Source organism: Pseudocitrobacter cyperus, assembly GCF_039889165.1.
Lineage (GTDB): Bacteria > Pseudomonadota > Gammaproteobacteria > Enterobacterales > Enterobacteriaceae > Pseudocitrobacter > Pseudocitrobacter cyperus.
Window position 1 is genome coordinate 1498626 of the sequence record NZ_JAYMYY010000001.1, and the last position, 12578, is coordinate 1511203.

The window sequence follows — 12578 nt, forward strand, 5'->3', positions numbered from 1 at the left end:
TACCTCGCAGGTGAATGTTCTTATTTGTTTAATTTATGTTTTAATTTTGTTTCATCTGCATTTTTGACAGGCTGAAAGGGAAAAAGAAGGCCAGTTTGTAAGCAAAACCTGCACTTTTCGAAAATGAGGCAGAAGTGTGGGGTGAGTCAAAGTTTTCGCCAGGGAGGCGGGAGAGGAAAAAACCGGTAGCCGCCGGACGGCCGCTACCGGAAAGGGAACATCAGAATGCGTATTTAATACCGAGCATACCTTGCGTATCGCTGTAGCCTTTATCCCCCAGTTGTTGGGCGACGTTGCCCCAGAGATGCAGGTTTTTGTTGATCTGCCCTTCCACGCCAACCTTCACTTCACCGATGTTACGCGTGCCTTCCTGATAGCTGGAGACATTGTTCATGGTGACGCCGTAGGTCTTCGAGTTGTAGATCCAGTTCGCTTCTACAAACGGCTGGAAGTCACGTGTTTTGCCATCATCAATGGCGTTATGCCCCTTAATGAAGGCTCTGACGCCGAGACGCGTTTGCAGATTACCATCGCTCTTGTCTTTAACCCGCGTGCCGTTCGCTTCCGTATGATTATCAGCCTGCACATCCATCCAGGTTATCTGAACTTTTGGCTGTACCCAGTACGTTGAACGTTCGCTGGTGCCGGTCAGGAAAGTGTATCCCCCCTCGACCGATGCCGTGATGCCATCAGAATCATACTTCTCGCTGGCCAGACCTTGCCCGGAGACGGTGTTATCAAACCAGTTGTAGAGGATCCAACTGTCGAGGTATGTCCCTGTTTTATCCGCTTCGTTGGCATACCAGGTGCCGTAGAGACCGACGCTGTAGCCCGTCACCTGGCCGCGTGAGCGATAACCCGTGACGTTCGACTGCGTGTTGCTCTTGCTGTTGCCATAACCGGCCATCGCACCGAGGTGCCAGCGATCCAGGCCATTGGTACTCCACTGCGCCAGGTCGCCGCCCAACTGCACAACGTAGCGGTTACTTTGCGTTTTCAACTGACCCTTCGCCGTATCAAAACGGTTGTGTCCGCCGACCTGACGTAGCCACAGACTGGTCACTTTTTCTTCACCGGTCAGCAGATCGGTGTATTGGGTGTCGCCCAGACGGTCATGCAAGCGGGTGCTGAACATGGTGTTGGCCGCCGCCAGGTTAGCGATATAAGAACCGCTTTCAGGACGGTGCGTCGATGGGCCAGGATCAACCGGATCGGTTGGGTCAGTGGGTTCTGTCGGATCAACCGGGTCGGTGGGATCCGGGTCAGTCGGATCCGGGTCGGTCGGCGGTACGGTGTTGGTAAGATACCAGTTACTGGTATTGTTACCGTCCCCACGGCCAAGGAAGTATTCATAACTCCCCGCGACAATACGCCCGGACTGCACAAATTCCCCGTCGGAACTGCCACCTACCTCAATGACTTCAATACCGTTGATGGTTTTCGCTCCGCTGCCGCCCGCGTTATTGACAATAACGTTGGTGGTGCCGGAGGTGTTGCCTGCAACAATCAGTTTATCGGTCAATGAACTGTCGCCGCCGAGCACGGTGTTCATGACCAGCGTGCCGTTGTTACCCGCATAGTCACCGTTAATGTTCAGGGTGTTACCCACAGCAGAGCCCGCCAGTTGCAGGCTACCCGCGTTAGTCAGTGAGCCGACAGTCAGGTTCGTCGCGCTCGTCGCGTCGCCATAGCCGTTAAGCGCGGTCAGGGCGTTATAGGCGGCAATGATCCCGGCGTTGTCAACATGGCCCGTCACGGTACCCGTTCCGGACAAGATGCCGCCGCTATTGACCTTCACGTCGCCCCCCAGCGCCGAAGACTCACTCCCCGTCTCCCCGACCACCAGCGCGCCGGACGCCACTTCGCTTGTTCCGCTAAAGCCCGCCATCGACGAGTCAATGCTTAGCGTCCCCGCCCCTGTTTTCAGCACCTGGCCATTTCCGGTCACGGTGTTCGCCAGCAGCCAGTCCGTCGCATGATTAAAGACCAGCGTCCCTTCTGTCACGACCTCTGCACTGCCCAGATTTTTTGCCTGCGAGACCTGAAGCGTGGAATCTTCATTAACCTGGAATAACCCGGCAAAAAGGCTGTTATCCCCGGAAAGAGTGACATCTGCCCCCTGCTGCGTCTGCACCTTGCCCTGCCCGGCAATCGCCACGCTGGCTGTACCAACAGGTAGTGACGTCCAGGCGGCGTTATCACCACTCAGGTCGCCAAAGGTCAGCGTATCCATTGTCGTCGTCAGGCTAATACCCTGCGCCTGATTAAAGGCGCTGGCCGAGTTCAGTTTCAGTTCCGAACCGCCGTTCACCGCCAACTGGCCTGTAAACGCACTTTGATCGCCATTCACCCGCACCACGCTCGGGTCGATATTCAGTGAACCACTGCCTGCCAGCGTCCCGGACTCAATCATACCGCCCGCGGTTTCACCCGCTGCCCGCTGGGTGTCGGTTATCGTCAACGCGCCTGAGACAACCATCTGGCTACCCGCCGCCGTATTCAGCGCCCCAACGGACTGGCTGTAGCCGCCCATATCGGCCGTGGTACCGGCTGCAAGATTCAGCGCGGACGTCTGCCCCAGAACATGATCATTCGCCATCGCCAGCGTACCGGAACGCACATCGGTTGCGCCGCTGTAACTGTTACTGCCGTTAGAGAGTGAAACCTGCTGCCCTGCTCCCGCGACGATCGCCAGGTCGCCGGTGCCAATCACTTTCGCACCAAGATCGGTGGCGGCCCCACTCGCCCCGGCCGCCGGCGTCAGCACCAATGCCTGCGCGCCCGTTCCCAGCAGGTTCACCTGTTGCAGGCCGTAGTTGACGTACAGACCATCCGAAGCGGTTCCCGCCGTCAGGCCAAAGTCATACGTGCCTTCCGCCACGGTGACGCCGTCCTGGGAAATCCCCAGCGTGCGGGCATCGGAAATGGCATTACCGTTTTGGTCGACTAAATCAATCGCGCCTCCCGTCCCGGTCACATGACTGGCGCTGACCAGTTGCACCATGGCGCCCAGATCGTCCTGTTCAAGCAGCGGCAGAGAGGTATCAGGTACCGGCTGGCTGTTATTGAATTGTGCCGGAACAGTCACCTGCACGGTTCCGTTGCCCGTAATATCAAGTTCAGCGGCGGTGATGGTACTAATGGCTTTTTTATCCGCAGGGACATTCGCGTTAAATATCGCGGTGCCGCCATTGAAAGCCAGGCCTCCAATCTGTTGATGATTGTCGGTTAATGACCCGTCCCCCACCGTGGTGACGTTGCCTGCATCAAGCCGTAAGGTTGCCTGAGTCAGGGCCGAGGTATTATCACCGCTGAGAGTGAAGGTGTTATCAGCCAGCGCCACTGTGCCGGTAAAGCCCGCTCCTACATCAGCGGAGAAGTTAAACGCATCACCATTGTTCGACGCGCTCAGTAAGCCGTCACCGGTCAGCGCGTTATTGAAGGTAAATGCCCCATCCGAGAGTGCCGCGAGGGTCGCATCAAGTGCAATATTCGCCGCCCCGGAGCCAAGGTTGACGGTAGAGACGGTGGTGGTTGGATCCAGTTGTAGCGTTCCCTCTTTTACATCCGTCCCGCCGGTATAGGTGTTAACCCCGGTAAGGGTCAATGTGCCCGCGCCTTTTTTACTCAGTAACCCGCTGCCGGAAATGACTTCTCCCAGCGAGTTGTCAAAGCCATTGGTATCGATCATGCCGCCGTCGCTGCCCAGGCTAAACGTATCGGTAGTGATATTTGCCACCGTGCCATATTTGAGCGTCGCGCCGTTGTCCAGCGTCAGGGCGTTGAGAACCGAATCTCCGGTCATGTTCCAGATGCTGCTTATCCCGTCGATGGACAAGTTCAGCGTTCCGGCATCGGCCGTCGCGGTTTTTGCGTCTGTTACCCCGGTAAAGAGGCTACCATCCGCCATATTGAGGGAAACGGTCGCCCCTTTATCGCTAATGATATTGCCATTAACGGTATAGCGGCCTGCCGCCCCGCTATCCGTATTCACATCCCAGGAACGAATGAGCGCGTCAGATCCGGTAGCGTAGATAGCAGACCCTGTCCCCACGGTGAGGTTGACGTCTTTTGCCAGATTAATGGTGGCGCTTTTGTCGCTGGTAGATGAAGAGGCAAAGAGTGCGTTGGCATTATTGCCGCTGGCGGATACGGTGACATTACCCAGTGAAACCATCCCCGCCGCACGAGCGTAAACACCGTGAGCATTGCTTCCAACCGTGGTTATCGTGGTGTCGCCATTCAGGTATATTTCAGCCTTGCCTAATGGCACGGTGTTATTTTCAGTATCCTGGCCCGCATAAACCGCATAGCCTGACCAGTTGGCGCCTGATGACGTGGTCTCTATATTCGACTGACCATTGATAATAATGGTTGCCAGCGCGTTAGCGCTGCCTATTGATGCGTTGGCCCGAACGCCCATGCCGTTGGCTTTGATATCGGCTTTATTATTAATGACGACTTTGGCAGAGCTGGTGGCCAGTTCGCGCCCAAGGTTGATACCATCAGAACTGAAGCCGGTTGTCGTCGAAGTATAATTCTCTATTTCGACCAGCCCACCACCGTTTTTGGTGTGGATGCCATCCGATAGCATGCCCGTCGTTTTGACGGTAAGGTCGTTAAATTTGTAGGTGGAGCCATCATTCAGGTAAATAGCCCACCCCTGTAACGGGCTGGTTTTCGCGGTCACGCCAGTGACAATACTGACTTCATCATAGTTGGTGTAGTCGCGCCCGCCATTAGGGTTGCCGGAACCATAATAATAAAGAGTGCCTGGCGCCTCCAGAACCGCAGCATTCACACCGGAGAGCAAACTCCCCGTAGTCATCAGCGCGAAAGATATAAATAATGCGATTTTATTCGGTCTTAGCGGTATAGGTTTCATAGAGAACTCCTTGGGTTTCCCCTCACTGTTTACAGCATTAGAAATAAACAATGTTCTTTGATATGAATAATGGACAACAGCCGTACTCTCATTGAATACGGCTAACATAAGATAATTACCAGCCAGAGCATCAGGTACAGCGCCCCGAATGCCGAAATAAAAGAACGAATTGTTATATCAGCCACAGAACTTTGTGACGTCGCTTTAAAAAATACTAATAACTATTAGGGCATTACATTGCGACAGAAAAACGAAAGAGATCGTTCACGTCGTTTCCCATTTTCCTTTCAACGCGTTGCTTAGCGGCATACACACTTCTGATGTCGATATCAAATAATGACGCCACGCCAGTGCAGTCGCGTCCCGCCATTAACTCACGCAATACGTTGAGCTCCAGTTTTGATAAAGACTCCCCTCTTACGGGCATCGGCCCCCGCCCGATAAATTTTTTCTTAATTTTCTCGGAGATGCAGGAAACATGATCATTTGGATAAATAATCAATGTAATTCTGCTTTCATTTTTAAACCAAAAATTTGCCAGAGGTTGCAAATACTTATCGCAAACCACAATAATATTTAAGTGCGTTTCTGCCAGATAATCAATCCACCGTCTGTCCATAAACAGTCTCAGGTAACTAATTGAAAAATCGACAAACACACAACCGGTATAAAGATAGTTATGGCTTCGTTTCAGCACCCCTTCAACAATGCCTAGTGAAAAATAACCGCTACCCTCTGGCCATGTACCAAAACAGTAATGCTGGCAAAATGAAACGCGTAACGATGTTTTGGGTTTTATCTCACAACTTAGAGGGCACGAAATACAATTCATCTTTTGAAGATTAAACCTATCCGGCATTCTCCCTCCTTCCCTTTGCTTTGTATAATTTCATCGACGAAAAGCATTGTCAACATGCATTGATTCCGTGAATAATCATACCAGGCCTTTTCAAATCAATATATACGAGAATAATCCTACCTCAATAAAAATATGAGTGTCGTCAACCCACTGTAAATTGCGCAATAAATAGCAAGCATCAGATTTTAGAGACAATAAATTAAGATTCATCATACGGGCGTTAGGATTTTTACTACTCAATTTTTTTTGTTTGCCTGATAACGGACGCGCAGGATAATACCTGTTGATGATTATTTAAATGTTATGGCAATTAAGCTTCATGCCTTAAGAAAAATACAACTGCCGCCATTTTTTCTAAACCCTTGGTTCAGTTTGTTCTGACTCATGCAGGTATAGCGACCACTCAATATGTAAAAATAAATATTTTAGAAATTTACCTCGTCCGTTCCCTGTTGCTATACATAATGCTGACGAGACATTACCGGGCCACGAGGCATGACAGATAAACGAACCCAAAGCCGCCAGGTAAAAAGGCATTCACTGCTCTTTTGCGGCCTGCTTTTTTCCTCACTCACACACGCCAGCGCGCTCTATTTTTATGAAATAGGCACGGAAGATACCGCCCTCGCCGGGGCGGGTCAGGCCGCGCGTGCGCAGGATGCCTCAACCATTGTCAGCAACCCGGCAGGCATGACGCGCCTGCCCGACGCCATGTTCACCGGCGGCGTGCAGGCAATGGATGGCAACATCGATTACCAGTTAAACAATTCATCACAGCGCAGCCCCGGCGATGTCATGACGGTTTTCCCCAACGCCAGTGGTTTTTACAGCCAAAAAATCAATGACGACCTGTATGCAGGTATTGGTCTTTATGGTAACTACGGCCTGGGCATTGACTATGGCCACTGGGCGGGCGACCGCTTAATCAAGAAGAGCACGATGGTCGCCATGACCCTCAGCCCTTCGCTGGCGTATAAGCTCAATGACAGGCTTTCTGTGGGGGCGTCCGCCAATATTAACTACGGTTTTTTATCGCTCACGCGTAACGTTGATGATAGCGACCATAAAGAGACCGATTACGACTGGGCGATGAGTTACCGCCTGGGTTTATTGATGGATTTGACGGATAGCACACGCGCCGGGATAACCTGGACCAGTAAAACTGACTATGATTTCTCCGTTTCAGGCAGGGCCCGCTTCCCGGATCACCCTAACCTGCAATATGACCTGCCAATCTCCGCCAGCATTCGCGCGCCCCAGCAAATAATGTTAAGCATGGTGCATGATATTAATCGGCAGTGGTCGGTTATGGGCGATCTCGGCTGGCAGGACTGGAGCCAGTTTGGCGCGCCGCGCGTCACGGTAAGCGGACAAACGCTTGATAACGACAGTCGGATGAAAGACACCTGGCATACGGCGCTCGGTGTTCAGTATCGTCCAACCGAACAGTGGCGTCTGAATGCGGGCGTCGCCTTCGACAGCTCGCCATATCGTGACCAAAGTGACGTCGCCATGACCTTACCCACCGGCGATGAGTGGCGCTTTGGCACCGGGGCGCAATATCAGATTACCCCCGCCAGCAACATAGGCTTCGCCGTAGAATACCTGCATATGCAGTCATCGAAGGTTCAGTCTCCTGCGTTGCTTCAGGGAAGTTACGATAACCCTTATCTGTGGTTTGCCAGCGTCAACTACAGCTACCTGTTTTAACGCGACCTGAAGGATTCACATAAACTGCCAGCATGTTGCGAATGTTCTATACTCTCGATTCATAAAAAATCAGGAGATGCTATGCCTTTAGTTCCCCCCGTCCGCCCGGAACACTGTATTGCTCGTTTGACCGAGGCGCTGCTGCCTATTGCAGAAGATATGAAGGTGATGCCGCGTAAGCGCATCATGTGGACGCATAAGGGCCGGGAACAGTTGTATCTTTTTTTGCAGGGCGAGCTATCCATTCTCCGCGCGCCTGACGGGTTGTTGATCGTCACGGTCTATGAACCCCACCTGTTTGGTATTGCCGAGATGATCCAGCCAACCCACGGTCACATTTTGCGGGCGGAAACGGAATCGACAATCCTGCGAATTGATGCGCAACAGGCCATGACGCTGTTCCGTGAGCAAAATCTGTGGGAAGAGGCAGCCTCTTTATTGTCTTATCACACCGCTTATCTGTTTTATCGCGATGCGCTGGTGGTGCAACAACGTACTTATTCGGTGATCCGCAATCATTTGCAGGAAATGATTTTACTGCCCGAAGAAACCAGAATGCGAACCTCAATCCTCGATTATATTCAGGAGCGAACGCACCTGTCCCGAAGTAGTATTTTAAACGTGCTATCAGCATTAAAAAGTGGTAACTATATTGCCTTTAAACGCGGTGGTTACCTAACCGATGTGAATAAACTCCCGGAGCGTTTCTGAGCCTGAACGCTCAGGCACAAAATTTAAAATTAAATAAAACAAGGATTACGTAATTCAGCGCTTTGCTTTATCGTTATTTTACTGTTTTCACTTCTAATAGTTTCTCTATTACAGTAGACCAATAACGGGATTTTCATGAAAAAGACGCTTATTACGTTACTTATTGTTAATGCTTTTACCGCCACCACGGCATTTGCCGCAGCGGATGCAGGTACATGGTATGCAGGAACCAAATTTGGCTGGTCACACTATTTTGATGCTAACACCAGCCATGATAATAATCACAACAGCGATTTTGATTACGACCGCGACAATGTCGGCGGTGGTGTATTTACCGGTTATCAAATTACACCGTGGCTGGCCGTTGAGGGTGGCTATGACTATTTAGGCAATATGCAAATTCATGGCAAACAGAGTGGCTCAGGGGCGACCATGAAAAGCCAGGGTTTACAGCTCTCTCTGAAAGCTAGCTACGGTCTGACGAATGACTGGGATATCTATGGCCGGGCGGGTGCGATGGGCTATCGCGCTGAATCCGACATCAATGGTCACAATCGGTTTGAAACGGGCGTGCGCCCTCTTGCGGCGGTGGGTACAGAGTATGCGTTCAATAAGAACTGGTCTGGTCGTCTTGAATATCAGTGGGTTAGCAACGTCGGCAACGCCAACCAGATTGGCGTGAGCAGCGACGTTAGCTCAGTCACCGCGGGCGTGACCTATCGCTTTGGTCAGCATGATGATGCGCCGGTTATTGCAGGCCCCGTCGCCGCACCGGCTCCCCAGCCCGCGCCTGAGCACTTCAACTTAAAATCAGACGTCATGTTTGCGTGGAACTCAGCAACGCTTACCACCGAAGGCAAAGCGGCGATTAATCAGCTTTATAACAACCCGGGCATGCAGCCTGCCAGCGGTAAGACGACCGTGGTGATTGGCTACAGCGACCGCACAGGGGCTGACGAATATAATCAGCAACTCTCGGCGCAGCGTGCGCAGGCCGTGGCCGATGAACTGGTCGCTCTGGGCTTCCCGGCACAAAATATCAGCGCGGAAGGCCGCGGCGAAGGCAACCCGGTAACGGGAAATAGCTGTGACGGCCAGACGGGAAATCAGCTAATTAGCTGCCTGTCACCCGACCGTCGTGTTGAGGTTGAAATCACGCGTAAATAATTTCTTATTTTATGCCCGGCCAGTTCATTGCGCCGGGTATTATTCCCCTTCGCCACGCAAAATTTATTATTAAACCACTCTCTTGTATTCGCGTTGCACAGCACCTGATAACCTTATTAGCATCACCACGACTCATCTATTAATATCCGCAGAGGATTTATGAAAATAAATACTATCACAGGTTATATGGCTGTTGCCGGCCTGATATCAGCGTCGCTGTTTTCATTATCAGCAGCCGCGCAAGAAAACACCAAAGATGCCACCTTATTTACTAAGGTAGCCAATGAAACGCTTTATCAGCGTCTGCCATTCTCCGACACCACAGATTTCACCAATGCGCATAAAGGCTTTATTGATGCGTTGCCGCCAGCGCTTATTAAAGGTGAAAAAGGTAATACGGTCTGGAACCCGCAACAATACGCTTTTATTAAAGAGGGCGAAAAAGCACCCGATACCGTCAATCCCAGCCTGTGGCGTCAGGCGCAGCTTATTAATATTGGCGGTCTGTTTGAAGTCACTGACGGCGTTTATCAAATCCGTAATCTCGATCTCTCCAATATGACTATTATTGAAGGTAAAAAAGGGATTACCGTTATCGACCCACTGGTTTCGGAAGAAACGGCAAAAGTGGGGATGGATCTCTATTATAAAAATCGCGGCAAAAAACCTGTCGTTGCGGTGATTTTCACCCACAGCCATGTTGACCATTATGGCGGGGTTCGCGGCGTCGTCAGTGAAGCGGATGTGAAGTCCGGCAAGGTCAAAGTCTATGCGCCTGCCGGGTTTATGAAAGAGGCGGTGTCGGAAAATATTATGGCGGGTAATGCCATGAGCCGCCGCGCCAGCTATATGTATGGCAACCTGCTTGCGCCGAATGCCAAAGGTCAGGTTGGCGCAGGGCTGGGAACGACCACCTCAGCCGGTACGGTAACGCTGATTGAACCGACCAATTACATCACGGAAACCGGTCAACAGGAGGTGATCGACGGCCTGACCTATGACTTTATGATGGCGCCCGGCTCCGAAGTGCCTTCCGAAATGTTGTGGTATGTAAAAGAGAAAAAGATGATCGAAGCGGCGGAAGATGTGACCCATACGCTGCACAACACTTACTCTTTACGCGGTGCGAAAATCCGCGACCCGCTGGCATGGTCGAAGTACATTAATGCCGCGATCAACCGTTGGGGCGACGATGCGCAAATTATCATAGCCCAACACCACTGGCCGACCTGGGGTAATGACAATGTCGTTAAACTGATGAAAGGCCAGCGTGATATGTATCGCTATATCAATGACCAGACCCTGCGTCTGGCGAATAAAGGCCTGACGCGTGATGAAATCGCCGATAACTTTGCTCTGCCCTCCAGTCTCGCGACAGCCTGGGCCAGCCGTGGTTATTACGGTTCCGTCAGCCATGACGTAAAAGCGACCTATGTCTTCTACCTCGGCTGGTTCGATGGCAATCCGGCGACTCTCGATGAATTACCGCCGGTACTGGCGGCGAAGAAATTTGTCGAGTACATGGGGGGCGCTGATGCCATCATGCAGAAAGCGAAAACCGATTATTCGCAAGGCCACTACCGTTGGGTTGCTCAGGTGACCAGCAAAATCGTTTTCGCCGATCCAGAAAATAAGGCGGCACGAAATCTGGAAGCCGATGCGCTGGAGCAGTTAGGTTATCAGGCTGAATCCGGCCCGTGGCGCAACTTCTATCTGACCGGTGCGCAAGAGTTACGTAACGGCGTCGTCAAAGGGCCAACCCCGAACACCGCCAGCCCGGATACCGTCCGCGCCATGTCGCCGGAGATGTTCTTCGATTATCTCGGGGTACATATTAACGGTGAAAAAGCGGCTAAAGCCCACGCGGTGCTGAACGTCGACCTCGGTCAGGATGGCGGAAAGTATAAGCTGGAGATGGAAAATGGCGTGCTGAACCACACGGCGGGCGTCGAGGCGAAAGACGCTGATGCCACCATCAAACTGAATCGCGCAACGCTCAACAAGATCATCCTGAAAGAAGAGACGCTGAAGCAGGCCGAGACGCAGGGCGACGTTCAGATAACCGGGAACGCCGATAAACTGCATGAGATGTTGAGCTATATGGATAAGTTCGAGTTCTGGTTTAATATCGTGACGCCTTAATCCTTAGACGGTGAACCACTTGAAAGCGCCTTCAGCGTGGTTCACACTATTCCCAGGGTGATGGCGTTCCACCTTCCCCAACCGCCTCGTTCGCAGGCTAATGACGCCTGATATGACTCTCATTCACCGTGGGGCGTGTCAGGCTGGTCGTCTCTCTCCAGCTCAGCAGCCTTCCCTGAAAAGGTTTATGCAATGATAAATGTACTTGGTCACCTTCACCCGGACAGCGATGCAGTCTGCACAGCCTATATGGCCTGCCGCTGGCTTAACCTTCGCGGGCAACAGGCACAAGCCTGGCGCTGCGGAGAAATCAACCGCGAAACCCGGTTTATCTTTGAGCAGGCAAACCTGCCGATTCCTGAGCTTCTCACCGCCGACCTCACCAACCGCGATGTCTGGCTGGTCGATTTTACCGAGCCCGCTCAGGGGCCAGCCTCACTTGCTGAAAGTAATGTCGTCGGCATTATCGATCACCATCGCCTTGGCGGACTGGTGACGCGCCTGCCGCCCGAAGTGTGGATCAGGCCGGTAGGCAGCAGCAGTACGCTGTTATGGCAATTGATGACGGCGGAAATTCGCCGCGCGATCGCACCTACCGAAGCGCTGCTGATGCTGGGCGCGATAATCAGCGACACGGTCGCGCTACGCTCACCGACCACCACGCCTGACGATCGCCTCGCAGTGGAAGAACTGACCGCATTAGCCGGGGTCGACCAGGCGACGTTTATCGCCGCCCTGCTTAGCGCAAAAACAAGCATTGAGGGGTTAAGCGGCAAAGCGCTGCTAAATAAAGATATCAAAACCTTCCAGATCCAGGGCGTGAAGGTCAATGCCGCGCAGGTTGAGCTGTTTTCCCTAAGCCAGGCGGAGGGAGTACTGGAAGAACTGCGTCAGGAGATGGCGTTGAATGCGAACGAGACAGGCGCGCAACTGGTGGTGTTGATGCTGACGGATATCAATGCCGGATATTCAATGCTCTATTTTGCTGCGCCTGAGGGACAGGCCGTCTCTGATCCTTGCATTGTCGAAGGAATGTTAAGCCGCAAAAAACAACTGCTGCCATGGCTGGAAAACTACCTTGCGAACAGGTGATGGCTGAGTGCT

At 52.3% G+C, this 12578-nt stretch carries 7 protein-coding genes and 1 riboswitch; of the genes, 5 read left to right on the plus strand and 2 right to left on the minus strand.

From position 1 onward, the window contains the following. Positions 1-220: 220 nt before the first annotated feature. Both VSR74_RS07350 and VSR74_RS07355 read right to left on the minus strand, forming a co-directional pair. Positions 221-4885, minus strand: a complete 4665-nt coding sequence (locus VSR74_RS07350) for an autotransporter outer membrane beta-barrel domain-containing protein (RefSeq protein WP_347794062.1) — start codon at positions 4883-4885, stop codon at positions 221-223. Between the two features lie 232 nt (positions 4886-5117). Beyond that, a complete protein-coding gene (locus tag VSR74_RS07355) occupies positions 5118-5744 on the minus strand; it encodes a helix-turn-helix transcriptional regulator (RefSeq protein WP_347794063.1) in 627 nt (208 codons plus the stop codon). Between the two features lie 495 nt (positions 5745-6239). On the opposite strand from VSR74_RS07355, the gene VSR74_RS07360 reads away from it, so the two are divergent. From VSR74_RS07360 to VSR74_RS07380, 5 genes are all read left to right on the plus strand, one after another. Continuing rightward, positions 6240-7454 carry an OmpP1/FadL family transporter gene (locus VSR74_RS07360; protein WP_347794064.1) on the plus strand — a complete coding sequence of 405 codons (1215 nt, stop codon included), beginning with the start codon at positions 6240-6242 and terminating at the stop codon, positions 7452-7454. A gap of 81 nt (positions 7455-7535) precedes the next feature. After that, positions 7536-8165 carry a winged helix-turn-helix transcriptional regulator gene (locus tag VSR74_RS07365; RefSeq protein ID WP_347794065.1) on the plus strand — a complete coding sequence of 210 codons (630 nt, stop codon included), beginning with the start codon at positions 7536-7538 and terminating at the stop codon, positions 8163-8165. A 135-nt stretch (positions 8166-8300) separates the two neighbouring features. Then, positions 8301-9332 (plus strand): porin OmpA, encoded by a 1032-nt coding sequence (ompA, locus tag VSR74_RS07370; protein ID WP_347794066.1) that lies wholly within the window; start codon positions 8301-8303, stop codon positions 9330-9332. 159 nt (positions 9333-9491) lie between these two features. Continuing rightward, the gene (locus VSR74_RS07375) at positions 9492-11474 is read left to right on the plus strand and encodes an alkyl/aryl-sulfatase (protein ID WP_347794067.1); all 1983 of its coding nucleotides are present in this window, start codon (positions 9492-9494) and stop codon (positions 11472-11474) included. Positions 11475-11521: 47 nt separating this feature from the next. Beyond that, positions 11522-11591, plus strand: a riboswitch (Fluoride riboswitch). Positions 11592-11666: 75 nt separating this feature from the next. Beyond that, a complete protein-coding gene (locus VSR74_RS07380; RefSeq protein WP_347794068.1) occupies positions 11667-12566 on the plus strand; it encodes a DHHA2 domain-containing protein in 900 nt (299 codons plus the stop codon). Positions 12567-12578 lie beyond the last annotated feature (12 nt).

Excerpts from the sequence above, each read along its gene's own strand:
- VSR74_RS07350 (WP_347794062.1), bottom strand. The coding sequence starts at position 4,885 with ATGAAACCTATACCGCTAAGACCGAATAAAATCGCATTATTTATATCT.
- VSR74_RS07355 (WP_347794063.1), bottom strand. The coding sequence starts at position 5,744 with ATGCCGGATAGGTTTAATCTTCAAAAGATGAATTGTATTTCGTGCCCT.
- VSR74_RS07360 (WP_347794064.1), top strand. The coding sequence starts at position 6,240 with ATGACAGATAAACGAACCCAAAGCCGCCAGGTAAAAAGGCATTCACTG.
- VSR74_RS07365 (WP_347794065.1), top strand. The coding sequence starts at position 7,536 with ATGCCTTTAGTTCCCCCCGTCCGCCCGGAACACTGTATTGCTCGTTTG.
- ompA (WP_347794066.1), top strand. The coding sequence starts at position 8,301 with ATGAAAAAGACGCTTATTACGTTACTTATTGTTAATGCTTTTACCGCC.
- VSR74_RS07375 (WP_347794067.1), top strand. The coding sequence starts at position 9,492 with ATGAAAATAAATACTATCACAGGTTATATGGCTGTTGCCGGCCTGATA.
- VSR74_RS07380 (WP_347794068.1), top strand. The coding sequence starts at position 11,667 with ATGATAAATGTACTTGGTCACCTTCACCCGGACAGCGATGCAGTCTGC.